Raw genomic sequence first — 26,433 nt, 5'->3', positions numbered from 1 at the left:
CGAAATCCTTGACGTGGTTCGGCTTGGTCCCGAAGACGACGCGACTGCGGTCACCGCCGACCTGGACATCACTGCGGTGCAGTGCGGGTGGAGACGGTCGTTTCTGCCGGGCGGGGGCAGGGAATGGGCTGGCTGTGGCTGTCTGTCAAAAACCCTGGGGTTTCGTTCGGACGGTGGGGGAGTCAAGTGCGCCGCAGCCTAGGTCGCGAAGTGGTGAGGATCCTTTTCTGCGCGGTTGCCATCGCGGTTGTCGCGGCGGCCGCTTTGGGTGCCATCTGGGTTGCAGGGAAGATCGATTTCCCTGAGCCTGATCCCAAGAGTTCGACTCAGCCGTACGATCCCCCCGGCGACCTGTTCGGGCCCCCCACCCCTCAAATCCCTCCTCCTTTTCCTCCGGCCCCGGTTCCGGTCTACCGCTGACAGGGCAGAAACTCGCTGAGCCCCGGCCCTTGCCCCGCCCTTGCCCCGCCCTTGCCCCGCCCCTTGCGTCCGCTGCTTGGTCTGCGGGTGGGCTTTGGCGTGGGCGGTCTTTCTGGCTGTAAGTCATGAGTATGGGTACTCAGGTGTGTTGGGGGTTTGCCCGCCAGAATGGCCGTGCCATAACAGATCACCGGGAGGGGTACTGAGTGATGAGTGCGCGGAAAATAGTGTTAGCGGGGATGCTGGCTGTCTGTGCCGTTGCCGGGGCCGGGGCGGCGCCGGCTGCGGCTGCTGGGGGGCTTCTTCCTCATCCTGGGCCTGACGGCCTGGTGTGGGTGGAGGAGAGAACGGGTGACGGTGGGGTTGCGTCCGGCGGGGCATCGGAGGGACTGCCGACGGTGCTCACGGTGGCATGTGAGGGCGGCGGCAGCGTGGCGGTGACGATGGAGTCGCAGCGTGGGCGGGTAGCCGAGTTCGAGGTGGACTGCCCGGTCGGCACCGCGGGCGTGGGGTCGGTGACTCTGGATGCGGGCGTGGTGAGCTTCGGGTCCTTCACGGTGGGGGTCGATGCCTCGCAGGAAGATGTCCGCTGGGCTCTGACGGTGACTCAGCCCGAATAGCGGCCTCGCCTCTCAACGCGACTCGCCTGCGCTGCAGGTGACGTCCGTGCGGAGTTGGGGAACTTGGCGGTGAGCGGAGCGAATCTCATCCGCTCACGCGGAGCGGGGGAGTGGCCGGGGCTCGGAGCCTGGCCACCACTCGTGCCCTGCTTGCCGCCGGACGGGACCGCGGGGCGGGTGGATCGCATCACTGGGGAATACGCGGCACCTCAGCGTGCGGGCCCGCCGGTGTCGAGTGCGCTTTCGAAGCCGAGGAGCGCGTCGTTGAACGGTTTCGGCTGTTCGATGTTGGTCGCGTGTCCGGCAGCGGCGATAACGATCGACGAGCTCTGTGGCGCGAGAGCGGCCGCAGCCGCCGCGTGCGAGGACGGCCAGAACTCGCTCTCGGCTCCCGCGGCGAAGAGTACGGGCACATCGGTCTGTGCGATAACGGGTCGCCAGTCGGCCTTCGCGTGATCGCTGAGAAGGGCGAGCTCGCCCGGGGTGAGGGTGCGCTCGCCGCCCTTCATTGCCCTGAGGAGACGTACCAGTCGCATGCCGCGCCGCCACAACGGGGTGCCGTGCCCGGTCTTGGGAACGCCTTCTGCGAAGTAGGTCTCGATGTTCGACTCGTCGTAACCGTAGAAGCCGTGGGACCAGTCGTCGGTGTTCAGCATCTTCGGTGTCTGGTCGACGACGGCGATCCCCGCGAGGCGATCGGCACCGAACTGGGAGACGTACGACCAGATCGTGTTGCCGCCCATCGACCCGCCGACGGCCAGGACGTCGTGCAGGTCGAGGGCGTCGAGGACGGTCCGCACGTCCTGACCGCGCCGCGCCATGTCGACGCCCGACGCGGGCCGGTCTGCCTGCCCGTGGCCGCGCAGGTCGACGGAGAGCACCCGGTGGCCCGCCGCCGCGAGCGGGCCTACCTGGTAGAGCCAGCTCTGGGCGGACGCCTTGAACCCCGCGAGCAGGACGACGGGCCGCCCGCAGGGGTCTCCCGTCTGGGTGTAGTGAAGACGGATACCGTCGGCTGCGGTGATGAAGGCCATGTGTCTGATTCTCCGTTCTGGAACGTTCGTGCCGAGGTGGTGCGGGGAGCGGGGGAAGTTTCCTCGCGCATCGGCCGCGTCGGCCCGGCCGGGTTCGTGCGCCGCCGGGAAGGGACCGTGCCGGGATCGTGCCCGCCGTACGGATCGGGGGCCCTGTTCACCGCGTGGTGCACCGCCATCACCTCGGGCGCGGCTTCCGCGGCGAGACCCGGACGCTTGAGCAGCCCTGCCCCGTGCTGCCCGGTGGCCGTCCCGCCGAGCGCGGTCGCGTCGGCGGCGGTCTCGTCGAATGCTGTCTGCGCGCGGTCCTTCGCGGCGTAGTCACCGCGGGGGAGTGGTGAGTACCGGGTAGGTTGCCGTCGCCTGCGTGCGTGACCGTCCGCGATCACGATGTCATGCCGGGCAGCCGTCTTCTCGATCCTGCCGAGCATCTCTGGGAGGTAGCCCTTGGGCACGCGGACGGCCTGCGTCACCACCTGCCCGAGCCGCTCCCGGGCCGGGTAGGCCGGGCTTCGGGCGGCCGGCAGCGCGTCGTCCTCCGGCGAGTGGTCCTCTGGCTCGTCGGCACGGGCGGGCAGCCCGTGCCCGCTCCGTGCGCGAACACTGCCGTGCGGTGCCCGGACGGGCTGGTCGCGGCACGGGCCTTTAACGCTCTCCGGCGCGGCGACCACGCGGTCCACCGGGATGGGTACGAGGGTCGGGCGTCCGACAGGGGCGCACATGGCCAGTCCTCTCGACGGTTCGACGGCCGCGTCCCGGGGCCCAGGACACGGTTTGCGACGATGCAAACACGGCACGCGCCGGAACCGTACGGAGAGAACATCCACTTTGCGCGCCGGCCGCCGGAGACTTTCCCCAGTGCGCGGGAGGCGACAGGCCGTTGGCTCCCGCACGGCGGCGGGGAAGGTGGGGCAGACCACGCCGCGCTCGCAGGGCACCGAGGAGATAGAGCCGACCCGCTAGCAACGGGGCAGGGCCCGCGTACGTTACGGCTCGTGGGGCCTCGACGAGCCGGGGACCTGCGCTCTGGACGCGGGAGAATACGCTCACTGGCCTGCAGATACGCGTGCGGTCACCAGCTCTGCTGACTGCTCATCAGGCGCCCGTGCCCGACCGGCGCAGGCAACATCACGAATATTCACCAGCGCCTCCCGCAGGAACATCGATCACCCGCACGCTGCACTGGTCAGCTCGCCGGCCCGCCTGCGGGCAGGAGACAGGGCGGGAGAAGCGGCATTTTTTGCCGTGACAGTGACTGCCCGTCAGTGCCTTCCGCGGGTGCCTTCCGCAGAGCCGGGCGGCTGGGGATGGGTTCGATCTTGGTGGGTACGGCGGAGGGGCTTGCCCGTCAGGGGAGAACCAACCTCTGCCTGCCGTCGATGAGTTCGCGTGCGGCGTCCAGGTGGCCGGCGTGCGTGGCGGTCTCGGTGATCACGTGCAGGATGATCTCGCGCAGGGTGTCCAGGCGCCAGTTGCCGAAGAAGTCCGGCCACCAGCGCGGGGCCGCCTCCAGGTCGGCGCTGGCGAGGAAGGTGTCGGCGAGCTCCCCTTCCTTGCGGTAGAGAGCGAAGACCTCCTCGGCTGTCTTCTCCGGAGCGGGCTGCCACGCGCTCTGCCCGGACCCGAGGATCTCTTCGATCGCTGCCTGCTCCCCGGCAGCAACCGCGCGGAACCAGAACTTCTCGTCGTCCAGAGCGAGATGGTGCACCAGCCCAAGGCACGTCCAGCCGGACGGCAGTACCGGGCGCCGCAGCGCCTCCTCGTCCAGGCCCTCCAAAATGCCCAGGACGTGCTTGCGCTTGCTGTCCAGGACGCCGAGCAGCGTTGTCAGTTCAGTGTCAGCCATGGCCGGACCCTACGCGGCCCCACTGACACCGGCTCACTGACTGAGCGTTTCGCGCCGTGGAGTGTGTTTGGTCCCGGCTCAGGTCGCTCTGGCCTGGGTCATGCGCAACCCAGCCTCGCTGGTGGGGGCTCGTCGGTGTTTCAGCCTGGTCCGAAACACACGGGCATTCGTTCCCCGGGTTCCTACTGTGATCGAAGAAAAGGAAACGAGGCCGCTGCAGAGGTGGCTCGTCGCCTTTCATGTCGTGATCCGGAACAGTTCTTTGACAGAGGGGGAGTTCGATTATGCGCAGGATTTTCAGCGCTGCGGCGGTGCCGCTGGCGGCGTTCGGCGCGGTGTGCGCACTGGCGATGCCGGCTGCTGCTGCGCCCGGCGAGGGGCCGGTCGTGATGGGCAGCAATGAGAAGGTGAACGTCTATGACTATTCCAACGGCTACAAGGACTACGCGGGTTACGTGAAGTTCAAGCACAAGGGCGACTGGTTCCACACCTACCGCCAGAAGAGCCCTGGCAATCGCATCTACGTCCAGTACGACAAGGACGGAGTCCTCGACAGGAAGAAGACGATTGAGGGCGGTCTGTTCCCGGGCGACCGCACACATCACAACAGGAACCTTCCCGAGGGGACGGTCTACAACATCAGGGGCTGCGTGCAGGTGGATGGCGCGTCTGACTACTGCTCGGGATGGCAGAAGTTCACTGCCTGACTCCGGGTGCAGGCGTGGAGGGGGCGCCGGGCGGGAGCCCGCCGCCCTTTCGCCACCTGCAGAGGGCGCGGCCACCACGCTCTGAGTCCGTCTGCTGGGCAGGCGCGGACAGGGGGTGGTGGGCGGCCGACGGGGTGGGAGTACTTCCTGTTTGCCGGACGCGAACTCGTCGTGGGATTTCCCGGAAGCTGACCATCGGGGTACGGCATGACCCACCGGAAGGGCCGCGATCGGGCGCGTTGAGCGCTCGGCCGGAGAAGGCGGGAGGGCGCCGGGATTGGCCGGCGGAGGCGGGAACGACGAAGCCCCCACCTCCTCGGAGCGGGAGGGCCACCGCGAGAGGCGGCGCCCCCGCTTCTCTGGAACCCCTACTTCACATCACCCTTGAAGATCGCCGTCTCCGTCTCCTTCTCGAAGTCCGGCGACACTTCGATCTGAACGTCGCTCTCCGACTTCGGAATCGCACAGGCCCACTTCACCGTGAGCGACCGGCCAGCGATCAGTTGCGTCGACCGTCACGTCGCGTGCGCAGGACGGCAGTAGTGCTGAGGGCAGATGTGAAGGGTCTCAGCGATGAAACCCGCTCTGTGGGCCGGTCGTTACACGAGGACAAGGGATGAGAGGAGACCGATGTGACCGCATCGCAACCTGTCGGCGAGCTGGACGCCCGCTACAGCTCAGCGACCAACCCGCGCCCGGGTGCCGAGGCAGTTACGGCTGTCGAATGGGCCGAGGCCCGTCGCCGGTTGGAGGCCGCCGAGATTTTCTGGCTTTCCACGGTGCGCCCCGGCGGTCGGCTGCATGTCACGCCGTTGATCGGCGCCTGGTACAACGGCGCGCTCTACTTCTCCACCGGCCCCGGGGAGCAGAAGGCGAAAAACCTCGCCCAGGACCCGCACTGCGCGCTCACTACTGGGCAGAACAGCCTCGCGGAGGGGCTTGACCTCATTGTGGAGGGCGTGGCTGAGCGGGTCACGGACCCGGCGGTGCTGGAAGAGGTCATCGCCGCGCACGAGGCGAAGTACGGGGACCGCATGACCTCGCCGGAAGGCACCTTCTTCGGAATGGGGGAGGGGATGCGCACGGGGAGCGTGGTGGTTTTCGCGGTGGCCCCTCACACGGCCTATGGCTTCGGCAGGGACGAGGGGGTTTTCAGCCACACGCGCTGGACCTTCTGAGCGCACGGAGGGCCCCCGGCGGCGCGGGAGGACGGCACGCCGGGGGCCGCCGGGGGATGCCTCTGTGTTCCTCGTCAAGCGAGGCGTCCGTCGCGGCGAGTGCCTCGACGAGGCCGGTGTCCGGGTGCGTCGCGTCCTGCGTGCTGTCGTCGGTGGCGGCCGCCCAGGCCTGCTCGGTCCGGGATGGGCGGGGGAGGAGGCTGCCCGGTTCCGTGTCGGCAGCATGGCAGGCCCAGGGGAAGGGGCGGCTGTCCGGTTAGGGGAGGTCGAAGGGAGCGAGCCAGTGGCCTTCCCAGATCCGGCGGGATGCTTGTTCGGGGTAGGGCAGAGTCTTGGACTCGGTGTCCAGGACGTGGGTGAGGTGCCCGCCGGGCCCGCCGGGCTGGTGGGTGGGCCAGCCCGGGTCGCCGGTGGTGACGAAGCGGACCCATGCCTCCTGGAGTTGGCGGGAGAGCGCGATGGCCTCGTCAGTGGGCTCCTCGCCGATGAGCTGGGTGCCGACGGGGCTGTCGAGGGTGCCGAACGCCAGGGGCACGTCGAGGCTGTGGCAGGCGCCCAGGATGCCGCCGAGGGTCGGGGCGGTCCAGCACAGTTCGAACAGGTACGAGGTGCCGCCGGCTGCGGCGTTCGCCTCGGCCAGTCTCTGTGACGGCATGCGGAACAGGGCGTCGGAGTACACCGTCTCCACCAACTCCTCCGGGCCTGCCTGCGGAAACGCGGCACGGTAGGCCCGCGCTCCGTCCGGCTGCGGGGCGAGCAGTTCCAGGGCTGCGCGGGCGTCCTCCTCGGTGAAGGTGCCGTACCGGCCGCTCACGACGCTGAAGTACCGGAATTCGTCCCGGGCGTGGCCGACGAGCAGTTCGGTCCCGCTCGCGCACCCGCCGGTCAGCGCGGGCCAGGGCGTCTCCGCAAGGACCTCGCCGTCGACGACGGGGCACAGCGCGGTGCCGGCCTCCGTGAGGCGTCCCCAGCTCTCCCGGTGCGCCTGGAGGCCGGCGTTGAAGGAGGTGAGCTCGGCGGCCAGGTGCCACGGGTCGGTGTCGCGCAGGGCCTCGGCGGTGGGGGCCGCCGCACCGAGCCGGTGTGCGAACGCGGCGGTGACCTGCCGTGCCAGCGCGGGGGTGCTGTGCAGCCCGGGCACCGAATGGGCGATGGCCCGCCGGAACAGGCCGCGCGCGGACTTCATCGTCAGCAGGGCAGCGACCGAGCCCGCCCCGGCGGACGTCCCGCCCACGGTGACCCGGCCGGGGTCGCCCCCGAAGGCGGCGATGTTGCGCTGCACCCACTCCAGCGCCGCGATCTGGTCGAGGAATCCGCGGTTGGGCGGCGCGTCATCGAGGAACGCGAATCCCTCCGCGCCCACGCGGCAGTTGACGGTCACTACGACGATGCCCGCCTCGGCCAGCGCCGCCGGGTCGTACATCGGGTCGCTGGAGACGGCCGAGAGGTAGCCGCCCACGGGGAGCCACACCAGCACCGGCAGTCCCGCCGCGCCGGGATCGGGAGTGCCGACGTCGAGCGTCAGCCAGTCGGTGCCCTGCGGGGGCACGTCGATGGGCAGGGACAGCGGCACCACGGGGCCGAACTCGACCGCCTGCCTGATCCCCTCCCAGCGGTGCGGCGGCGCGGGCGCGGCGAAGCGGAGCGCTCCGACCGGGGGCCTGGCGTAGGGGATACCGCGAAACACCGTGTGCCCCTGTCGCCGGCGCCCCTGCACCACGCCTTCCGTGGTCCGTACCTTCGGCTGTCCGGACATGACGCTTCCTTCCCTCGATCGGACCCCAGGATTATGGGTCAGCTGTATTATGTCGACTGTATTGGAAAAATCCCGGGGATACGGGGGAAGGGACGGCGATGCCGAAACAGGTGGATCACCGCGGACGGCGCGAGGCGATCGCCCGCGCCCTGTGGCGGGTGGTGGAGCAGCGCGGCGTCACACAGCTGACGATGCGCGTGGTGGCGCAGGAGGCGGGCATGTCACTCGGGCAGCTGCAGCACTACTTCGCCTCCCGGACCGCCATGCTCTCCTTCGCCATGGATTTCGCCTCCGAGCAGACCTCGGTGCGCGTGCACCGGGGGCTCGAAAAGCTCGGTGACCGTCCGCACCCCCGTGACGTGCTGCGACTGACGCTCGCGGAAATGCTCCCCCTGCATGCCGACGCCCGCGCGACCAGCCGGATGAGCGCCGCCTACGTCCTTGAGGCGCTGCACGACCGGGCCGCGCACGAGCAGGCGCGCCGCGGCCTCGCCCAAGGGCGGGCCCTCGTCGAGCAGTTGGTCCGCCAGGCGATCGCCGACGGACACATCGACCCCGGCCGCGACCCGGCGACCGAGACCAACCTGCTCTTGGCCCTCACCGGCTTCACCTCCCTGATCGAACTCGACGTGATCGAGCCCCGGGACGCGCTCGCCGCCATCGACGTGCATCTGGACCGGCTGTTCAGCGGTACGTGACCTGCCCCCGGACAGGGGGCGGGCGGGGACAGGAACAGCTCTGGCGCGGGCCGCGCGGCGCCTGCACCGGCAGGAACGTCCCCGCCCCTGCACCGGCAACCCGTTCGACATAAGAGGGCTGCGGTCCTGAACGACCGCCGAAGGCTGCTGTAGTTCGGGGGAGACGGCCTCGGTCTCCCGGCGTTCTCGGCAGGGGGTGGCCGGTTGCCTCGCGGGGGAGCGGCGGGCGGCGTCTGGCGAGGTGGTGACCGGAGGGCAGCCGTCGGTGCCGTGGGTGGGCCTGCAGGCCACGGCCCGGGCCCGGAACGGGGCACGGGAGGCGGGGGTGTCAGTCGACGGGCTTGAGGCCGCTCAGGACGTCGCCGAGGTGGCGTTCGGTGTCGCTCACCTGGGCCGGCCCGACAGCCCTGGTCCCCGCTGACGGGTGCCACTCAGCGTCTGCGGCCTCCCGTTCGGGCCGGGCCGGTGGGAGCGCTTGTTCGTCAGCGCAGTGGCCTGAAGGCCGCGCGGATCTCCCGGGCGAACAGGCGCGGCTGCTCCCATGCGGCGAAGTGGCCGCCCTGGTCGACCTCGTTCCAGTAGATGAGGTTGCCGTAGGCCCGCTCGCCCCAGCTGCGGGGCGCGGGGTAGATCTCGGCCGGGAACACCGTGACCGCGACGGGGAGGGTCGGAATATCGACGGCGTCGAAGGGACCGCCGCCGCCGCGCGCGGCCTCCCAGTAGAGCCGTGATGACGATGTCCCGGTGTTGGTCAGCCAGTACAGGGAGATGGCGTCGAGCATCTCGTCGTAGGTGAGGACCTTCTCGGGTTCGCCGCCGCTGTCAGTCCATTCGGCGAATTTGTCGTAGTTGAATGCCGCCATGCCGACCGGGGAATCGGCCAGTGAGTAGCCGATCGTCTGCGGGCTCTGGTTCATCATCGCCGCGTATCCGTAGCCGTCGCGGTAGAAGTGCAGCAGCCGGTCGTAGGCGGCCTTCTCGCGCTTCGACAGCCGTGCGGGTGCGGGGTCGAAGTTGCGCAGGTGCCTGATGATGTCCGGTGGCACGGTTCCGGGCATGTTGACGTGAATGCCGAGAAGGCCGCGGGGGTGTTGCAGCGCCAGCTGGTGCGAGACGGTCGCGCCCCAGTCGCCGCCCTGGGAGACGTAGCGGCGGTAGCCGAGCCGCCGCATGAGCGCGTGGAAGGCCCGCGCGGTGCGTGCGGGATTCCAGCCGGTCGCCGTCGGTTTGGTCGAGAAGCCGTACCCCGGCAGGGTCGGAAGGACGAGGTGGAAGGCGTCCTTGGCCTGCCCGCCATGGGCCGTGGGGTCGGTGAGAGGGCCGATGACCTTCAGCATCTCGAAGATCGAGCCGGGCCAGCCATGTGTCATGAGCATCGGCAGGGCATCGGCATGAGGTGAGCGTATGTGGGCGAACTGGATGTCCAGGCCGTCCAGTTCGGTGATGAACTGCGGCAGTGCGTTGAGCTTGGCTTCGGCCTTGCGCCAGTCGTAGTCGGAGCCCCAGTGCTCGACCAGGGGGCGGAGCTTGGCCAGCTGGACTCCCTGGGTGCGGTCTGTGACCGTCTCTTCTTCCGGCCAGCGCGTGTCCCGCAGACGGCTGCGCAGCGCGTTGAGCTCCTTTTGCGGAACGGCGATGCGGAAGGGGCGGACGCCGTCGATGTGCTGCACCGGGGCGGCTGCGCTGCCTGCCGCCGCTGCGGAGAGGGCGGTCGGTTCGCTCGCCGCGGCTTCCTGCGTCCCGCGGGGGAAGCCGAGTTGGGTGGCGACGGCGCCGCCGGCCGCGAGCCCGAGTAGCCGCCGGCGCCCCGTGTTGACCCGGCCGCTGTTCTCATTGGCACTCATCGACAGCTCCTTCTCCCGGTGGCGGACGGTGGTCCGCTTCACCGCCGAGTGGAAAATCCTGGATGCGCCAGAAATCCGCGTGCAGATCGCCGCTTCGGCCTTTCGCGGCAGAAGGGCGATGTGCGTGTTCGGCCCTATCCGCTCCGCTCGCCGGCAGCGCTGTGCGAGTCAAGTCGATGCTGCCGATGCCGACACGGTCAACGCCCGTTTCCTGCGGCTCAGGCCTAAGCTAGGACCTCATTCGCGGCCCTTGGAGTCTCTTTTCGGCATTCCGTCAGGAATCACTCGTGCGTCTAGCAGGCCGTGCACGCATCAGGTACGCCGGACAGACGCCGTGTCCACGACTGGCCCGCACCACACCACGTGGTATCTGGTGCCACACGGCCGGCGGTCCGCAACCTGCTGCGGCGCGGGAGCGCGTACCCAGGTTCTCCGGGATGGACGAGAGCAGGGGATGACGGCCTCCGGGCACTCTGCCTCCCGCCACCCCCGCCTGGCCGATTCGGCTGTCTTCGCCGCGCCCCGGCCAGGAGGAGAATACCGACGCCGCGGCGGCGCCGACGCCGGGGAAACCGCGGACGAGCCGGGCACCCCAGAGCGCGAGGACACCACACACACCAGCCGCATCGACGGCCGGGACCGGGCCGATGAGCACGGCGGAGCGGGGGATGAACATGCCGGAACATGACTTCATCGTGGTCGGCGCGGGCACCGCCGGCTGTGTGCTGGCGGCCAGGCTGTCCGAAGACGAGCGCGCACGCGTCCTGCTGATCGAGGCCGGCGGCGCGCGCCCGCTGCCCGCGCAGAGCGTGCCATCGCTCTGGCCGACGCTGCTGCAGGGGCCCGCGAGCTGGGGCGAGTTCACCGTCAAGCAGGCGGCCACGGAAACGTCCACACTGCTTCCCCGGGGGCGCGGCCTCGGCGGCTCGTCCGCCATCAACGCCATGGTCTTCGCCCGCGGTCACCGGTCCGGATACGACCGGTGGGCGGGGGAGGGGGCCAAGGGATGGGGCTTCGACGATCTCCTGCCGTACTTCAAGCGCAGCGAGAACGCCGCGGGCCGGGATCCGGCGCTGCGCGGGAGCGGCGGTCCGCTCACCGTCGGGCCTGCGGCGCCCGCGCACCCGGTGATCGAGGCCTGTCTGGAGGCGGCCTCGGAGACGGGATACGCCCGGGCCGCCGACATCAGCGGCGGCCTGGAGGAGGGCTTCGGCCTCGCGGACCTGAACATCGTGCACGGCAGGCGGCAGAGCGCCGCCGACGCCTACCTCACGCCGGTCCTGGACCGCCCCAACCTGACGGTCGTGACCGACGCCCTGGTCCAGGGGCTGCGCATCCACGGCGGGCGCTGCCGCGCCGTTGAGTACCGCACGGGAGGCGAAAGGGTGACCGCGGACTGCGCCGGTGAGGTCGTCCTGGCCGCCGGCACCATCGGCACCGCGCAGCTCCTGCTCCTGTCCGGCATCGGCCCGGCGGCCCACCTGGCGGACGTGGGCATCCGGACCGTCCTGGACCTGCCGGGCGTGGGCGCCGCCCTGCACGATCATCCGATCGCCAGCGTCGTGTTCGGTGCGGCCCGACCGGTCCTGGCACCAAAGAGCAGCAACCTCGGTGAGGCCATCGGTCTCGTGCGCAGCGATCCTTCCCTGGACGCACCGGACCTGCAGGTCCTCTTCGTCGACGCCCCGACCCATCTTCCCTCCATCAAGGGGCCCGGGAACGGCTACACCCTCAGCGTCGCCCTGATGCACCCGCGCAGCCGCGGCACCGTGCGCCTGGCGAGCGCCGCACCGGACGCGGCGCCCGTGCTCGATCCGGACTTCTACGCCGACGAGCGCGACCTGGCAGCGGTCGTCGCCGGTGTGCGCCTGGTCCGGGAGATCGGTGCGGCGCCCGCCCTCGCTCCCTGGCGCAGCGACGAGGCGCTCCCCGGGCCGGACACGGGTGACGACGAGGCGATCCGCGCGTATGTGCGCGGGACACTGGCCTCCTACTGCCACCCGGTGGGCACCTGCCGGATGGGCGAGGATCACCTCTCGGTCGTGGGCTCCGACCTGCGGGTCAATGGGATTGAAGGGCTGCGGGTCGCGGACGCCTCGATCTTCCCGTCCATTCCGTCGGCGAACACCGTGGCCACCGTGTATGCCGTGGCCGAGCGCGCCGCGGACCTGCTGCGCACCCGCACGTAGAGGCACCGTCGAGGGAGGAAGCCGACATGAGTGTGCTGAGCACCGGATTCACCGAGAGGTTCGCCGTCCCCTACCCGTTCGTCTGCGCCGGGATGGCCTTCGCGGGCGCTACGCCCGACCTGGCGGTGGCCGTCTGCGACGCGGGCGGCGTTGGCGGGGCGGGGGCCGCGCTCATGCCCCCGGACACGCTCCGGCCGGTGATCCACGCAGCTCAGAGTCATGGCCCACGCTCTGAAGCGGTCAGTTGAGGGTCCAGCGCACCTGGGTTCAGCGCGGCACGCGCCGCCTGCATGAATGTGCTCGCGGCCGTGTCGGCCTTGGTGCCGGCTTTGCGGATCGCGCAGGCGTGTCCGCGGCCCGGGACATATCGCGGCGGGCAACAACCGTGGCCGCCACAGGGAGGGTCGGACTGAGACCGGCTGCGGCAAGCGGGCCTGCGACAACCTCGTTCGTTTACGGGAACCAGGCCGACAGAGGTGGCCACTGTGCCGCGCTGGAGCAGCCGGCTCGCGCTAGTTGCGGGCGAATCCCGCGGTGCAGACGAGCACGGCGACCGTGTCGTCCCGGCCGGCCCCAGTGCTGAGCGCGCCGCCGCGAGAGCGGGCTATGAGGACACCGTGGCCCGTCCTGCCACGCTGACATCACCCATGCCCAGATCCGGTGCGTCGGCACGAGCAGGCCGTGACTGCGCTTCTCGCTGCCGCGCCGGGATGAGAACTTCCCAGTGAACGTCGCCAAGGGGGCGCAGGGAGGAACGCGTGCTGGGTCTCGAACTCGTCGTACTGCTGGGGATCGCCGTGCTGGTCGGCTCCGCGCTGGGCGACCGGTTGCGTATTGCACCGCCCGCCGTCCTCATGGTCATGGGCGTGCTGATCGGTCTGATCCCCGCCCTTCGCAAGGTGGAACTGCCCTCCGAGGTAGTGCTGTTGCTGTTCCTGCCGGTGCTCCTGGCATGGGAAAGCCTCAACACCTCGCTGCGTGAGATCCGTCGTCACCTCACCGATGTCGCTCTGGCGGCCACGTTGCTGGTCATCGCCTCGGCGGCGGCGGTGGCGTGTGTCGCGCACACGCTCGGCATTGACTGGGGCCCTGCCTGGGCCTTGGGCGCGGCTGTCGCACCGACCGACGCGACAGCGGTCAATGCCGTGGCGCGCCTCCTGCCCCGCCGGGACATCACGCTGCTGCGCGCCGAGAGCCTCCTCAACGACGGTACGGCGCTCGTCGTCTACGGCATCGCCGTCGGAGTCACCCTGGGCACGGAGCACGTCGTCGTTCCGCACGTCGGCTGGCTGTTCGTACTCGGCTACGGCGGCGGCGCGCTGATCGGCTTCATCACCGGCACCGTCGTGCAGTGGATCCGGGTCCGGATGGCGCAGGCGGACGCGTTGCGCGGCCAGGCCTTGATGCTGCTGGCACCGTTCTCCGCCTACCTGCTCGCCGAAGACGTCGACGCCTCGGGTGTGGTCGCCGTCGTGGTGTGCGGGCTGATGCTCAGCCAGAGCGGGCCGCGGACCGTACGCGCCGAGGTCAGGGTCCAGGCACAGCACTTCTGGGTCGTGGCCACCTACCTCCTCAACGGCTCCCTGTTTGTTCTGATCGGCGTCGAACTCGACTTCTCGCTCCGCACGATGGGCCACGACGAGATCCCCCGGGCCCTGGGCACCGGATTCGCGGCGGCCGGCACCCTCATCGCCGTGCGCTTCGCCTACTACTTCGGCGTTGCCGCCTTCTTCCGGACCGTGCGCTGGGGCAGCGCCCGTGCGTCGGGTACGACATACTCGCCGCGGCGCCTGACCGTGAGCGCCCTGTCCGGCTTCCGCGGAGCGATCTCCCTCGCCGCAGCCCTCGGTATCCCCTCCCACTTCGACAACGGCGAACCCTTCCCCGCCCGTCAGCTCATCGTCTTCGTCACGGGTGTGGTGATCGTCGTAACGATGATGCAGGCACTGATCCTGCCGCAGGTGGTGCGCTGGGCGAAGATCCCGCACGATCGCTCCGTCGCCCGGGAGGAGTCGCTCGCCGAGTCGGCGGCGTTCGAATCCGCGCTCGCCGCGCTGCCGGAACTGGCCGAGCGGCTGGAGACGGCGCCCGCTGTGCGCGAGGCGATCGTGCACGCCCACCAGTTGCAGGCGGACGCCGTGGCACAGCGCTGCGCATCGATCCCGGACGACCCGCAGGAACGCGCCGTCCAGCCACAGCGCCTCACCGACGACCACGTGGCCCTCAGCCTTGCCCTGCTCACCGAGCGCCGCACTGTGATCGTGCGGCTGCGCGACACGGGGGCCATCGACGACACCGTGCTACGACGCCTCCAAGGCCGCCTGGACGCCGAGGAACTCCATTTGCGGGGGCACATTCCCGTGGAGTGAGTCCCTGGCGCCGACCCTGCACGGCATGCTGCAGGTCTCCTCGACTACAGGTCGTATCCCGTGGATGCTGGGAGGCTGGCTGGGCATGGACGGGGTGATCTCAGCGGATGATCCGAAGCGGATCGAGCCGTGCTCCGGGTTCAGAAGCTGTGCCGAACCGGTGATCAGGCACGTTCTGTGAAAGCCGCTTCGGAGGAGGCTGCGGTGAGCGTCTCGGCCGGCGATTGCGAGCTTGGGGCGGGCACGCGCTTATCCCGGTGCGATATCGGCTGTGATGGCCCACCGTTCGTGATCGCGCCACTCGCCGTTGATGAACTGGTAGGCGGTTGAGAAGCCCTCCCGTCGGAAGCCCAGGCGCTCGACGAGGTTGAGCGATGACGTGTTGTCCGGCTGGATGTTCGCCTCGAGCCGGTGCAGTTCCAGCTGGTCGAAGGCGAGGCGGACGACGAGGCCCAGCCCTTCCGTCATATAGCCGCGGCCGGCGGTCGAGGCGTAGGCGGCATAGCCCAACGTCCCGCTCTGGAGAGCGCCTCGGACGATGTTGTTGATGTTGACGCCGCCGACGATCTCGCCGGTGCTGTGCAGGCAGATGACGAAGCCTTCGTGACTAGGGTGTTCAAATCGCTGGAGGCGGCGCTCGAAGCCCTCCGGTGTGTGCTCTTGAGCACCTAGCCACCGGCGGTGGATCTCCGCACTGTCCTTGGCCAGCGCTGCGATTTCGGCATAGTCCTGCCGTCCGAGGCGGCGTACGGCCACGCGGGGTCCTTGCAGGAGATAACTGGTGCTTGCCATCCGGCGCATCCTATGTCGCCTGCAGGCCTCGCCATTTCGGTGGACTCCACCGTGTGCCGAGTCCACCAGCACGCTGGGCGGAGCTCCGTAGGCTGCTCGGCGGCGGGGTGCAGTGTGGTCTTTATCGGGGGTGTTGACGGCCATGGCAGGGGACTGCAGGCCGGGCAGGGTTTTCAGCGATGGTGTGATCGGGCTGGTGGTGACGGTGATTGCTCCGGTTGTCGCCGTTGTCGCCGTTGTCGCCGTTGTCGCTGCGGGGCTTGGGTGGGCTCTGGTCGTTGCGGGCCGTTTTGCGGTCTGGTTCGTCCTGGCTTTGGTCGTCGTCTGTGCCAGGGGCGGACAAGGGGGAGAGACTTGGGGGCGGGCTTACGTGGCGACTTTGTGGTGGGGTGACTCCCGCCGCGTCCGGGGCCAACTCCGGTCGTGCGGCATGGTGCTGGCGCCGCGTCTGGCAGTGACTGTGTGGGATTCCTGCCGGGCGTTGGCCGGGCAGCGCAGCGAGGGGCAGCCGGGTGTCGGCTGCCCCCACGGGTGCTGCAGCGGGTTACGTCGTTGTCAGGTGAGGCGGCGGCGGATCCACCAGGCGCAGAACCCGGTCAGGGCCAGAGCGAGGGCGAGGCAGAGGCCAGTTTCGGCCCACTGCAGGGTCCAGAAGTTGCCGGCGGGCTGGTAGGTGAGCTGTTGCCGGTAGCCGGCCCGGGTGAGGGCGGTGGCGCAGTCCGCCATGGTCGGGCAGTCGGTGAGCGAAGCCGGCAGCTTCGAGGGCTGCCCGGAGGCGTTGACGGTGTGCTGGGAGAGGATCCAGGCGCCGGGCTGGCCGAAGTCGACTTCGCGGACGGCGTCGACGCCGATGTTCACGGGTCTGGCCTCGGTGAACGACAAGGTCGAGTCGACGGATGAGGCCAGGTGGGGGCGGATCCACAGGGGCACGGTGATCTGCACGGCGGCGTAGGCGGCGAGGGTGGCGGCCATGGCAGGCACGGTGCGGCGGATGAGCACGCCCAGGGTGACGCCGAGGATGAAGGCGAAGGCGGCGTAGCCGATCGGTACGGTGCCGCGGCCGGCGAAGACCAGCGGGTCGATGCGCGGGTAGAAGGGGTCCGCGCCGCTGCCGCCGCGGTTGACGGCCCGGTCGATCGGGCTGCTCCACCAGGTCACCGCGAGGGAGGCCAGCGCGGCGGCGGTCACGGTGGCCGTGCCGGTGAGGGCGAGCTTGACGGTCAGCCAGCGGGTGCGGGTGATGCTCTGGTTCCACGCCAGGCGGAAGGTGCCGCTCTCCAGCTCGCGGGTGATCAGGGGTGCGCCCCAGAACATGCCGGTGATGGCCGGCAGGAGCACGACGAGGAGGAGGCCGAGGTAGTACACGCTCTGGTCGCTGCTGGTGATCCGGCCGAACAGGTCGTCTCCGGCAGCGGCGTAGAGGTCGGCCAGCTGCGGGCCGGTGACCGCCAGGAGCACGGCGAGGAAGGCCAGGGCGAGGTAGACGACCGCAGCCTGGGTGCGGAACTGTCGCCAGGTCAGCCAGATCATCGCAGCACCTCCAGGGCGGGCCGGGTATCGCGGAAGGCGTCCGCGGGCCGGGTCATGTACGCGAGGACGATGTCCTCCAGACCCAGCGGGCTGACGGTCCAGGACGGATCGTGCACCGCGGTGTCGGTGCGCACCAGGAGTGTGGTCTGCCGGTCGGTGTGGCTGGCGGAGATGACGTGCTGGCCGGTCGTAAGCGTGGCCGGGTCGCGGCGGGGTCCGGTAAGCCGGTGGTGCGAGGCGACGAGGTCGTCGATGTCGCCGGCCACCTGCACGCGGGAGTCGACCAGGACGATGACGTAGTCGCAGGTGCGCTCCACATCGGAGACCAGGTGGGAGGAGAGCAGCACGCTCATCTCGTGCTCGGCGACGGCCTCCATCAGGTCCTGCATGAACTCCCGCCGGGCCAACGGGTCCAGGGCGGCGACCGGCTCGTCCAGGATGAGCAGCTGAGGTCGCTTGGCGATGCCCAGGGTCAGGGCGAGCTGCGCGCGCTGGCCACCGGAAAGCTTCCCGGCCCGCTGCCCCGGGTCCAGGCCCAGCCGACCGACCCGCTCCCGTGCCACGGCCGCATCCCAGTGCGGGTTCAGGCGTCTGCCGAGGTCGAGATGGTCGGCGACGCTCAACGAGGCGTAGGCAGGGGTGTCCTGGGCGACGAAACCGACCTTGGCCAACTGCTCCACACACCCCGCGGGAGGTGCGCCGCACACTTCGATGGTGCCGGCCGTGGGGGTGAGCAGGCCCGAGGCCAGGTTCAACAGCGTAGATTTGCCCGCCCCGTTGGGGCCGACCAGGCCCACCACCCGGCCGGCGGGAATCTCCAGGTCGCAATTCTGCAGCGCCCAGCGCTGCTTGTACTTCTTGCCCAGACCCCGGGCTCGTAAGACGGTGCTCACGCTACGTCCTCTCCGGCGGTGTTGCGAAAGGTGTTCACGAACAGTGCCTCGATGCTTTCCTCGTCGAGTCCGGCCAGGCGGGCCTTGGTCAGCCAGCGCTGCAGGTCCTTGCGCAGCGGGCCGTGCGCGGCGAGCGTGTCGCCGGCCAGTGTGCGGGTCACGAACGTGCCCACCCCGGGCCGGGCGGCCACTAGGCCCTCGTGCTCCAGTTCCCGGTAGGCCTTGAGCACCGTGTTCGGGTTGACCGCGATCTGCTTGGCCACGTCCTTGACCGTGGGCAGCTTGTCGCCCTCCTTCAGCAGTCCCAGCCGCAGCGCATGGCGCACCTGCTGGACCAGCTGTTGGTAGGGGGACAGGCCGGAGCGGGTGTTCAGGTGGAACTCAATCACCGGTTCCTCCATTTAGCTAGTTGCCTAGCACTATAGCTCTCTGGGGTAATCGCATGGCAAGTACGCGGCTATCCAGCGGACTTGGAAGAGCCAGGCAGGTGCGGAGACGCGGCATTGCGCGGCGGGTCCGGCGCACGGCGCGTCGTACTGCCCGGCGTATGACAGACACGCCCTCCCGGCGGGTCCATCGCCTACGCTCCTACAGCCCGCTTGGGGGTTTGCGGTCGTGTCACCTCGTCAGCCGCGCGGCGTCAGCCCCGGGAATACAGCGCGGAGGTGCACGCCCGCGACCTGGTCGACCGGCAGCACGCGCTGCTGAAGCTTCCCGTGCAGGGGTGGGAGGCGGCCCCGCTGGCGGCTGGCTGTCTTCAGCAGTGCTCGCAGTTGGGCGCGGGTGGGTTTGGCGGCGTGGCTCTCACGTGAGGGGGGACTGTGTGGGGGCCGTCATGCGGGGAGCGGAGGTGGTTGTGGTCGCGCCAGTCCCGGGGCGAGATTCCGTATGCCCTCTTGAACACTTTGCTGAAGTGGGTCGCGTCCGCGAAGCCCCAGCGTCTGCCCGTCGCTGCGATCGTCCGCAGCCGGCCGTTCGGACCGGCCAGCTCTCGTTTGCACTCGGCCAGGCGGTGGGTGCGGATGAAGTCTCCGAGGCTGATCCCCGAGCGGGACAGCACGGCGTAGAGGTGGCGTACGGAGATGTCGTGTGCGGCGGCGATCCGTGCCGCCGACAGATCGGGATCGGCCAGATGCCGGCGGATGTACTGGGTGACCCGCAGGCTCAGTGTCGCCTCCAGCGGCGCTTTGGCCAGGCCGGCGTTGCCTTGCTGCGAGGTCAGGACGGCACGCAGGAGGTCGACGCTCGGCTCCACGATGGCGTCGGCGTGGACGCCTTGGTGCAGGCGGACGTTGCCGGCCAGTTGGGAGAAGTAGGTGAAGGCGAGGCTCGCCACCGGGTTGTCGGATCCCAGGGTGATGGTGGTGCTGTCTCGTAGCAGCCGGTCGGGGAGTGCGAGTGCGGAGCGGGGGAAGCGCAGGAAGTGGTGGTCGACGCCCTCGTCGAAGAGCAGGGTGTAGGGAGAGATCGATTCGTAGACGGCGAACTCGCCCGGTCCCAGCACGCACTCGCGGCCGCTCTGCGCCACCAGGCTAGTGCCCGTCACCTGGAGTCCGAGGAAGACGGCCGGCTCCTCGTCCTGCCGGGCCAGCCGCTCCGTGCGACGGATCGTGACCGCGGTCGCCCGCGCGGAACAGATCCGCAGTGGTCCGACATTGGCGAGTCCTATGCGAACGGACATGTCATCAGCCGGTGGCCCGTGGTCGATGTCGACTGCCACCACGGATTCCCATACCGCGTGCCGGACCACCTCTTCCCGGTCCTGCGGCGGTATGAACGCGGTGTCCAGGACAGGGCTCATGAGGCCGGCCTCCGTCCGCGTCGGTCAGAGAGCCGGCCTGACGGTACCTCGGCCCGTGTCCCCACAAGTCCCCCCTCGACTCAGCGAGTTGCCGAGATCAGCGTGACAAGTGCCGGGCCTGCTCGCAACGCTTTCGGCCGGGACACGCCGGGACACGCCGGGCCTTCGTCTGATGCGGCGCCGGCTTGAGCTGTGCACTACTGACACATTGCCCTGCACGCATGACAAAGTCCGGAGCCCGCAGGGCCCCTAAGGTCCATCAGCGAGGCCGTCACTTTTGATGTCGGCCGCAGCCTGGACCGCCCGCCGCCGTCGCCGTTGCGGCCGGGGTGGCCATCGGGAGCTGTCCACGTGTGAGGGGACGATCTGAATGACGAACAAGACCGCACGATTCGCGTTGGCCGGAGTGACGCTACTGGGTCTGATGTCCGTGGCGCCGTCCGCGGCCGGGGCCACGAAGGAGGGGGCGGAGAGCGGTATCCGGGCTGACTACAACGGCCGGACCATCCAACTGTCCGACGGTTGGGACGGCGCGAAGGTCTGCGCGCAGATGGCGGTCGGCGATGTCCGTTGCTTCGATGACGATGCCGCTTACCGCGCCGCGATGAACCTGCCTGCGGCAGACAATAAGGCCATCGGAACCGCGAGTGTCTATGACTGCCCGCCCGCCTGGATGTGCCTCTGGGACAACCGGGCCTACACGGGGCGCAGGCTGCAGTGGAGGGACCCGGGGTCCTTTGACCTCAGCCGCTGGGACTTCCGCAATCGCGCCAACAGCGTGGCCAACCGCAAGGTGCAGGGCGGATTCGCCCTGAGAGACGTGGATCCGTTCCTGCCCAGAACGCTCTTCGTCGGCGCAGGCTCGGCCGTCAGGGACCTCGGTGCAGAGCCCGGCAACTGGAACAACAAGGTGGACCAGGTCAGGACGTAACAGTGGGCCTCCTTCCCGCCTGCTCGCGGATGGCGAGTGGTTGAGACGGGGGTAGGCGCCGGCATCCGAAGAAGCTCCTGGCGGAGGGGTTCAAGACCAAGGTCACGTGTCCCGCCAGGAGCTTCCGCGTGTGCTAGGTCGCGTCTGAGATGTTGATCAAGGCCGTGAAGCGATCTTCAGATGTCTCGTGGAGATCTGACGGATGCACAGTGGGAGCGGCTGGAACCGGCCATGCCGCCGATACCGAAGATGCGTCGGCCTCCGACGGATCGGCGGCAGGTGTGCGACGGGACCTGGTGGCGGGCCCGGACTTTCACCCCGGTCGCCGCCATGCCCGTCATGTGGAGCACCGACGAACGGCTGGACTCCAACTGCCGAGGTAGAGGAGTCGGTTGCGGGCATGTCAGAGCCCACGGCTAGCATCCGCGCGTGACCCCTGAGCTGCTGTCGACCATCGCCGTTCCCCTCCCGCCCGGACGGTTGATCACGACCGATGAAGGTGACGGAGGCGTCCAAGCCCTGTGGCTGAGCGACGGCCCCGTATCCGCCATGTTGTGGACGCGGATCCGCGACGAGCATCCCTGCTCAGGGGGATGGCCCCTGCTTCTCGACTCGCGCGACCCTGGGGACAGCGACTTCCGTCCCTGGGGCTCCGGCGAGCTCTTCCCCGAGCAGATGTCTTCACCCGGCGATCACGCCGCGGCTGATCTGCTCGCGAAGTGGTTGGCGACATACACCGGGGTCGACGAGGACGACGACATGCTGTCGCCCGGTAAGCGGCTGGCCATCACGGCCCCCTTCGGCCAGACCTGGCCGGGCCTCGCACCCGGCAATGAAACCAGGCCAGACCCCGTTCGGCTGGCCGCGGAGTACGCAGAGCACTTCGTCCTGGGCCGGTCGCGGTCACGCATCGGCCTGGTCGCTGCGCCTTCCGGCGCCGAGGCCCTCACCCCCGTCGGCTGGGACGGGCCCGCCAACTGGGACAACGACACCGCCACGTTCTCCGCCGTGGTGAGCGACTGGGAACAGCGCTTCGGTGCATGCGTGGTCGCCGTTGGTTCCGACACACTCCACCTGAGCGTCGCGACGCCCCCGACGAGCAGGGAAGACGCCCTGATCGTCGCGGCCGAACACTTCGCTTTCTGCCCCGACAACATCTGGCAGGGCCCCCGCCCCCAGACTCTGGAGGCCTACGCCGAACGGCTCATCGGCACGAACTGTTGGGAATTCTGGTGGGACTGACCCTGCGCTGCCGAGAATCGATCACCTGCTACTGAGGTTTTCGGTTCGGGGTGACGTCATGGCGGGATTGGGGTCAGTCCGGATTCGGTGATGGATCCGTCGAGCAGGCTGGGCTGGGACTGCATTTGTTTGAGGGCGGGTGCGGGCCAGCGCGGCGAGTTCGTCGATGCCGCACGGGGCCAGGTTTCCCAGGCTGTTCTTCAGGTGGGCCCATACGCCCTCGGCCGGGTTGAGGTCGGGCGCACGCGGGAAGCGGAACACGGTCAGTCACTGTCGCGCCGACGTCAGCTCGCGCAACGCGGCATCCCCATGATGGGTGTAGGTGTCCCACAACAGCACGGTGTCGCGGCCGAGTTGTTGGTGGACCGCGTCCGGAAGGCGGGCGAAATTCTTCTTCCTGAAGCCCTTCTTCTCGTGGCGGCGGCCGTGGTGCACCAGCATCCGGAAGGCGAGCCGGGCGCGTCGGCCGGGCCTGCGGCAGGCCAGGCCGGCCAGCGAGATCCGTCCCGAGCCCGCAGCCCGGACGGTGACGACAGGCGTGTGGCCGCGCCGGGACCAGGTCCGTGCCTTCGGCGGTCGCAGCAGTAGCCCCGACTCGTCCTCGACGCCACAGCCAGTCATCCTGGTCCCTCACCGTCTTTCCCACCTGCGGCCAGGTCTCCTTGACCCAGGTGGCCACCGCGTTCTCGTCCGGCTCGGCGGCACGCCGCGCCGGCACCTGGACGGTCCAGCCCATCTGGTGCAGGTGCGCCAGGTCTGAGCCGGACTGAGACGGACATGGAACCGCCGTGGAATCACGGTGGCGAACCGGGCCAGAGTCCACCGCTGATCCTTCACCCAGCCGTGCGCGGCCGCCCCTTCTCCAATTCCGCCGTCAGCCGGGCCCGCCGGTCCGGTGTCCTCCGTGACGGCTGCCTGCCATGCTCTCTGGACCGCAGGGCTCCGATCCGTCGTCCCGCCAGCGGGCATGCCACACATAGGCAGACTTGCGTGAGGTCCGTACCGGTGTGCTACCTGCGGCGGCGTCACCCCGTGCATGAATAACTCGGCGGCTCCAAAACGGACTTGCTCCCGTCGGGCGCGCTGCTTCGCGGTCAGGCCACCTCCATCGGGATGCCGCATGACACCGGGATACACCCACCGCCGGGATCACCGTCACCCCGAACCGAAATGCTCAGTAGCATGGCCCGATGGCCGGGACGAGTAAGCCAACCGACACGCCAGCGCCCCGAGTGCTGGCTCGCGCCGCCCGCGATGACCTTGGCGAGTTCAAGCAGCGGGTAGGCCGCCGCCCCGGCCTCGGCGGGGCGGCAGCGTGTCTGGTGATCCTCGTCGTCGTCATGAACTTTCTGGTCAACGGGCCGGAGAACGTCTGGGGCCGCGGCGTTGTGGTGGTCGGTCTGCTGATCGTCATCACATGGGGGTATGTCTGGTTTCAGCGCACACGTGGTGGGCTCTACCTGTTCTCGGAGGGCTTCGTCGACGCCGCCGGCAGGCGCGTGATCAGCGTGGCGTGGTCGGACATCCGGTCGATCGAGGGCCAGAAGACGCAGTTCGCCATTGGCTCGCTTCCGGCAGGTAGCGCCTTCGTCTACGAGGTCGCGTTCATGGGGCGGGCGACCGGCCACACAGTTGTGTGGAGGTTCAACACCACGTACAGCAACGTAGGTGAGCTCACCGAACTGATCTCCCAGCGTTCCGGTGTCCCGGTGTCCGGCCTCACCGACCCCTACCAGCTATGAAGTGGCCTCTGGCAAGCCATACGTGGCGATGACAGATCGGCCAGCTTCGAACCTCAACGGACTCATACACCTCGCCAACTGCGACGTGTCCCGTGACAGCACGCCTGCCTCGCCCCTCGCCGATGACAAGTAGTGTGCAAGCCCCGTGACGACTGCCTTGCTGCGCCTGCCACAGAGACGCAGACCGGCGCCCCTCACCGGAGACATGCTGGCGCGGCGGTTTCCACCCAGGCGGCGACGCGTAGCCAGCCGGGTAGTCACCAGCGGCCGCGGGGCCGTTCCGCACCGAGCTGGACCTCACGTCGGTACTGCATTGGGGAAGGCTTTCGGTGGACGGGGCATCGCTGCCCTACCGACGCGGCAGCGCTGCCCCCGACCCTCAACTCCCGTGCGGCGCTGCGTGCTCCTTTGCTATCCGTGCTCGGCCCGCTGGGACAGTGCGGAAGGTGCTGTTTTGGTGAGGATCGCCGCGAGGCTGGCAACGACGAGGCAGCTGGCCTGGTCGCCGCCTGTCCTGGCCCAAGGCGAGGCAGCGTCCGTTCGCGCCGGCGAGCGGGGCCGACCGTAGTACGCGCCATCGCCTCCCCGGAGCGCCGGGGTCGGTCCACCCGGTGCGCAGGTCGATCACGTGCACGGGGTGCTTCTGGCTCGTGGCGGACCACGAGGTGCACGTCAGATGACGCCCCGACCCGGACACCCGCTGGGGGAGGGCCGCAGTTGAGGCGCAGGTCACGCGCCAGTTTGATGGGTGCGCTCCGTGGCGTGCCCCGTGGCAGGATGCACGTATGCCGAGCGTTGTCGTGTCTGCCGGGGTGTCCATCGCGTACGAGAGCTTCGGCGACCCCGGGGACCCGCCCGTCCTGCTCGTGATGGGTTTCGGAGCGCAGATGCTTTCCTGGCACGAGGACTTCTGCCGGGCGCTGGCGGGCCGCGGCCGGTACGTGATCCGCTACGACAACCGCGACTGCGGGCTGTCCACCAAGTTCGACGAGCACCCCGTCGACATGGGCAAGTTCATCGCCGCCGTCAGCTCGGGTGACATTCCCACCGCCCTCGCGATGGTTCCCTACCGGCTTGGCGACATGGCCGACGACGGCCTTGGCCTGCTCACCGCCCTCGGCATCGAACGCGCCCACGTGGTCGGCACCTCGATGGGCGGGATGATCGCCCAGACGATGGCCCTCGCCTCCCCGGAGCGGGTACTGACCTTGACGTCGATGATGTCCTCGACCGGCGAGAGCGAATACGGCCAGTCCAGCCCGGAGGCCCGGGCGGTGCTGTTCACTCCGAAGCCGGCGAACCGCGAGGGATACGTCGCGGCGGCGGAGAAGGAGCTCGTGTGGGCTTCCAGGCGGTACGGCGACGCCTGGGCGCTGCGTGAGCTGGCTGCCGCAAGCTACGACCGCTCGTACTACCCGGCGGGTATCGGGCGGCAGCTCGGCGCGATGATCCTCAGCGGTTCACGCGCGGACGCCCTGCGCGGACTACGGGCGCCGACGCTGGTTATCCACGGCCTGGATGACACGCTGATTGACCCCAGCGGCGGAAAGCGCACCGCCGAGCTCGTGCCCGGTGCGGAACTCCTGCTCATTCCCGACATGGGTCACGACCGCCCCCGGGAGCTCTGGCCGCAGCTCATTGACGCCGTCGTATCCCACACCGGCTGAGCAGGTCACCCGGCCCCGGCGGACCGGCATCGGTAGGCCCCGACGAGGAGCGCGGTCGGCCCCCGTCGAACCCGGCGGGGCACCGGATGCGGTCCGGCCCTCGGCCGTCCGACGCGACCGGGCAGGAGGCCGCCCGTGCGGAACCTAGGCAATGCCCCGCCGCAGCGGCGTGCGTCTCGCGGCCGGTCGCCGTACAGAGCGCCTGGCATGCCTCTAATGGTGCCTCTGTTATTGGAGCGACCCGGGCCCGCGTGCGCGTCTGGGGCCGTCCGCCAGGCCCTCCGCAGGGGCCTCCGGCCGGCGGTTTCGCAGACCATGTGGCTGGGTTCAGCTGTCCGTGTGCGGGTCCGTGGCGCGTCGTGCCAGTTCGTCGATGAGTTTGTCGACGGAGTGCGGTGCGAGGAGGCCGGGGACGGTCAGGTCGTCGACGATCAGGCCGGTCATCGCGAGATACATCAGGATGACGCCGGTGCGGTCGCCCGGCAGGCCGGCGTCCAGGTGGAAGTTGATGTTGCCGTCGAGCTGGGCGGTGAAGAACCGGGTGAGCTCGGCGTGCAGTTCGGGGCGGCGGGTGGCCTCCAGGCGCAGCTCCATCAGGGCGAGCCAGCTGCTGCGGTCCGCGCGCATGCGGCCCAGGAGCTGTTTGAGCAGGGTGGCGACCAGCTCGGCGGAGGGCTGGTCGTTCATGGTGTCGGCGAGTTGGGATTCCTCGGGGGTCAGGCGTTCCTGGATGCGTGTCATGACCTGGGCCAGCAACTCGGCGCGGTTGGCGAAGTAGTTGGAGGCGGTGCCCTTGGGGACCTCGGCGCGGGTGTCGACGGCCCGCAGCGTCAGGCCGCGTGAGCCCTCGCCGGCCAGGACCTCGATCGCGCCGTCGAGCAGGGCGGTCCGCCGTGCGGGGTTCTGGCGCATGGCATGTTCCTTCCGGTAATCCGTTGACACCACTGCGGGTGCAGTACTAAGTTCAAACCACTTCACGCAGAGTACATCAGTTGATGTGCTTCCGATGCTTCCCGAGGAGCGAGTTGCGAAACCAGCCGAAGTCCCAGCGCAGCGCCCGGTTCCCGGTGCCCGCCAGGCCCCGCTCGCTGCCCCGCCCCCGCCCGCTGCCCAAGCCGGGCACCCGCCGCTGAAAGGCCGGATGGCAGACCCGGCCGCGCACGTCACCCCCAAC

24 protein-coding genes and 1 pseudogene are annotated in these 26,433 nt (G+C 69.5%); 12 read left to right on the top strand and 13 right to left on the bottom strand.

The window, feature by feature from the left end; translation table 11 throughout:
- Positions 1-818: 818 nt before the first annotated feature.
- Entirely contained in the window at positions 819-1,040 is a 222-nt protein-coding gene (locus ABZ906_RS06645; protein ID WP_361378284.1) for a hypothetical protein, read from the top strand.
- Between the two features lie 209 nt (positions 1,041-1,249).
- Here the strand turns inward: ABZ906_RS06645 and ABZ906_RS06640 are convergent, their stop codons facing one another.
- From ABZ906_RS06640 to ABZ906_RS06630, 3 genes are all read right to left on the bottom strand, one after another.
- Entirely contained in the window at positions 1,250-2,065 is an 816-nt protein-coding gene (locus tag ABZ906_RS06640) for an alpha/beta hydrolase (protein WP_361381291.1), read from the bottom strand.
- Positions 1,948-2,796 carry an FAD-linked oxidase C-terminal domain-containing protein gene (locus tag ABZ906_RS06635; protein WP_361378281.1) on the bottom strand — a complete coding sequence of 283 codons (849 nt, stop codon included), beginning with the start codon at positions 2,794-2,796 and terminating at the stop codon, positions 1,948-1,950. Before ABZ906_RS06635 ends, ABZ906_RS06640 begins: the two co-directional genes overlap by 118 nt.
- A 626-nt stretch (positions 2,797-3,422) precedes the next feature.
- Positions 3,423-3,920 (bottom strand): DinB family protein, encoded by a 498-nt coding sequence (locus ABZ906_RS06630; protein ID WP_361378278.1) that lies wholly within the window; start codon positions 3,918-3,920, stop codon positions 3,423-3,425.
- Between the two features lie 284 nt (positions 3,921-4,204).
- On the opposite strand from ABZ906_RS06630, the gene ABZ906_RS06625 reads away from it, so the two are divergent.
- On the top strand, positions 4,205-4,627 hold the full coding sequence (locus ABZ906_RS06625; RefSeq protein WP_361197125.1) for a hypothetical protein: 423 nt from the start codon (positions 4,205-4,207) through the stop codon (positions 4,625-4,627).
- Positions 4,628-5,259: 632 nt separating this feature from the next.
- A complete protein-coding gene (locus ABZ906_RS06620) occupies positions 5,260-5,805 on the top strand; it encodes a pyridoxamine 5'-phosphate oxidase family protein (protein WP_361378275.1) in 546 nt (181 codons plus the stop codon).
- A 256-nt stretch (positions 5,806-6,061) separates the two neighbouring features.
- Here the strand turns inward: ABZ906_RS06620 and ABZ906_RS06615 are convergent, their stop codons facing one another.
- Positions 6,062-7,561: a carboxylesterase family protein gene (locus tag ABZ906_RS06615; protein WP_361378272.1), complete on the bottom strand. Its 1,500-nt coding sequence runs from the start codon at positions 7,559-7,561 to the stop codon at positions 6,062-6,064.
- Positions 7,562-7,659: 98 nt separating this feature from the next.
- Between ABZ906_RS06615 and ABZ906_RS06610 the strand changes: the two genes are divergently transcribed.
- Positions 7,660-8,259 (top strand): TetR family transcriptional regulator C-terminal domain-containing protein, encoded by a 600-nt coding sequence (locus tag ABZ906_RS06610; protein ID WP_361378269.1) that lies wholly within the window; start codon positions 7,660-7,662, stop codon positions 8,257-8,259.
- A gap of 482 nt (positions 8,260-8,741) precedes the next feature.
- Here the strand turns inward: ABZ906_RS06610 and ABZ906_RS06605 are convergent, their stop codons facing one another.
- The gene (locus ABZ906_RS06605) at positions 8,742-10,103 is read right to left on the bottom strand and encodes an epoxide hydrolase (RefSeq protein ID WP_361378266.1); all 1,362 of its coding nucleotides are present in this window, start codon (positions 10,101-10,103) and stop codon (positions 8,742-8,744) included.
- A gap of 668 nt (positions 10,104-10,771) precedes the next feature.
- Between ABZ906_RS06605 and ABZ906_RS06600 the strand changes: the two genes are divergently transcribed.
- The 3 genes from ABZ906_RS06600 to ABZ906_RS06590 all read left to right on the top strand — a co-directional run bounded on the left by ABZ906_RS06600 (position 10,772) and on the right by ABZ906_RS06590 (position 14,661).
- Positions 10,772-12,292, top strand: coding sequence for a GMC family oxidoreductase N-terminal domain-containing protein (locus ABZ906_RS06600; protein WP_361378263.1), 1,521 nt, complete (start codon positions 10,772-10,774; stop codon positions 12,290-12,292).
- 26 nt (positions 12,293-12,318) lie between these two features.
- Positions 12,319-12,540, top strand: a complete 222-nt coding sequence (locus ABZ906_RS06595) for a hypothetical protein (RefSeq protein ID WP_361378260.1) — start codon at positions 12,319-12,321, stop codon at positions 12,538-12,540.
- Between the two features lie 510 nt (positions 12,541-13,050).
- Positions 13,051-14,661, top strand: coding sequence for a Na+/H+ antiporter (locus ABZ906_RS06590; RefSeq protein WP_361378257.1), 1,611 nt, complete (start codon positions 13,051-13,053; stop codon positions 14,659-14,661).
- Positions 14,662-14,910: 249 nt separating this feature from the next.
- On the opposite strand, the gene ABZ906_RS06585 is transcribed toward ABZ906_RS06590, so the two are convergent.
- The 5 genes from ABZ906_RS06585 to ABZ906_RS06565 form a co-directional block, all read right to left on the bottom strand.
- Entirely contained in the window at positions 14,911-15,453 is a 543-nt protein-coding gene (locus ABZ906_RS06585; protein WP_361378254.1) for a GNAT family protein, read from the bottom strand.
- 555 nt (positions 15,454-16,008) lie between these two features.
- Positions 16,009-16,983, bottom strand: coding sequence for a transporter (locus tag ABZ906_RS06580; RefSeq protein ID WP_361378251.1), 975 nt, complete (start codon positions 16,981-16,983; stop codon positions 16,009-16,011).
- On the bottom strand, positions 16,980-17,876 hold the full coding sequence (locus ABZ906_RS06575) for an ABC transporter ATP-binding protein (RefSeq protein WP_361378248.1): 897 nt from the start codon (positions 17,874-17,876) through the stop codon (positions 16,980-16,982). Before ABZ906_RS06575 ends, ABZ906_RS06580 begins: the two co-directional genes overlap by 4 nt.
- A complete protein-coding gene (locus tag ABZ906_RS06570; protein ID WP_361197163.1) occupies positions 17,873-18,277 on the bottom strand; it encodes a GntR family transcriptional regulator in 405 nt (134 codons plus the stop codon). Before ABZ906_RS06570 ends, ABZ906_RS06575 begins: the two co-directional genes overlap by 4 nt.
- Positions 18,278-18,633: 356 nt before the next feature.
- Positions 18,634-19,677 (bottom strand): helix-turn-helix domain-containing protein, encoded by a 1,044-nt coding sequence (locus ABZ906_RS06565; protein WP_361378245.1) that lies wholly within the window; start codon positions 19,675-19,677, stop codon positions 18,634-18,636.
- A 370-nt stretch (positions 19,678-20,047) separates the two neighbouring features.
- Here ABZ906_RS06565 and ABZ906_RS06560 point away from each other — a divergent pair, with 370 nt between their 5' ends.
- The 3 genes from ABZ906_RS06560 (at position 20,048) to ABZ906_RS06550 (ending at position 21,850) form a co-directional block, all read left to right on the top strand.
- Positions 20,048-20,608, top strand: coding sequence for a peptidase inhibitor family I36 protein (locus ABZ906_RS06560; RefSeq protein ID WP_361378242.1), 561 nt, complete (start codon positions 20,048-20,050; stop codon positions 20,606-20,608).
- 180 nt (positions 20,609-20,788) lie between these two features.
- Positions 20,789-21,028: a transposase gene (locus tag ABZ906_RS06555; protein WP_361378240.1), complete on the top strand. Its 240-nt coding sequence runs from the start codon at positions 20,789-20,791 to the stop codon at positions 21,026-21,028.
- Between the two features lie 9 nt (positions 21,029-21,037).
- Positions 21,038-21,850 (top strand): DUF4253 domain-containing protein, encoded by an 813-nt coding sequence (locus ABZ906_RS06550; protein ID WP_361378237.1) that lies wholly within the window; start codon positions 21,038-21,040, stop codon positions 21,848-21,850.
- Positions 21,851-22,117: 267 nt separating this feature from the next.
- Here the strand turns inward: ABZ906_RS06550 and ABZ906_RS06545 are convergent, their stop codons facing one another.
- Positions 22,118-22,471 (bottom strand): transposase, encoded by a 354-nt coding sequence (locus tag ABZ906_RS06545; protein WP_361378235.1) that lies wholly within the window; start codon positions 22,469-22,471, stop codon positions 22,118-22,120.
- A gap of 46 nt (positions 22,472-22,517) precedes the next feature.
- Positions 22,518-22,586, bottom strand: a pseudogene (locus tag ABZ906_RS06540) (winged helix-turn-helix domain-containing protein); the annotation flags it as partial.
- Between the two features lie 454 nt (positions 22,587-23,040).
- Between ABZ906_RS06540 and ABZ906_RS06535 the strand changes: the two are divergent.
- Complete coding sequence (locus tag ABZ906_RS06535; RefSeq protein ID WP_361378232.1) at positions 23,041-23,592, top strand: hypothetical protein; 552 nt, start codon at positions 23,041-23,043, stop codon at positions 23,590-23,592.
- Between the two features lie 785 nt (positions 23,593-24,377).
- Entirely contained in the window at positions 24,378-25,259 is an 882-nt protein-coding gene (locus ABZ906_RS06530; protein ID WP_361197183.1) for an alpha/beta hydrolase, read from the top strand.
- A 327-nt stretch (positions 25,260-25,586) separates the two neighbouring features.
- On the opposite strand, the gene ABZ906_RS06525 is transcribed toward ABZ906_RS06530, so the two are convergent.
- Positions 25,587-26,171, bottom strand: a complete 585-nt coding sequence (locus ABZ906_RS06525) for a TetR family transcriptional regulator (protein ID WP_361378229.1) — start codon at positions 26,169-26,171, stop codon at positions 25,587-25,589.
- Positions 26,172-26,433: the final 262 nt, after the last annotated feature.

The sequence above is a fragment of the Streptomyces sp. NPDC046925 genome (genome assembly GCF_040644915.1).
In the GTDB taxonomy this organism is placed as follows: domain Bacteria; phylum Actinomycetota; class Actinomycetes; order Streptomycetales; family Streptomycetaceae; genus Streptomyces.
The sequence above is the reverse complement of the archived record's forward strand: the minus strand, read 5'-3'. Positions and strand labels throughout refer to the sequence as shown.